The 284-nt window shown below is 31.0% G+C and carries 1 pseudogene; it reads left to right on the top strand.

Annotated elements, in window-relative coordinates:
- Positions 1-284, top strand: a pseudogene (locus KGF42_RS19455) (ABC transporter permease); the annotation flags it as partial.

Below are 284 nucleotides of genomic sequence, written 5' to 3'. Positions count from 1 at the left end.
TAGCATTTTCTCTTACTAATGGTATTTCTCCTATAGTAGCAACTTTAATGGCTATCTTATGTGGTTGCACTGCTGGTCTTGTTACTGGAATTCTTCACATTAAGTTTAAGATATCAAACTTACTTTCTGGTATTTTAGTTATGGGAATGTTGTACTCTATCAACTTAAGAATAATGGGAAAATCAAATATTCCTCTATTTAGCTTTAAGCATTTATTCAATGGAGAAATATCTCCTATAGTTTTAGCCTTGGCTTTTGTATTTATCTGTAAAGTCCTTTTAGAC

It is taken from the genome of Clostridioides sp. ZZV15-6383, assembly GCF_020657735.1.
Lineage (GTDB): Bacteria > Bacillota > Clostridia > Peptostreptococcales > Peptostreptococcaceae > Clostridioides > Clostridioides difficile_D.
Note: the sequence above shows the minus strand (reverse complement) of the source record. Positions and strands in the feature narration are given on the sequence as shown.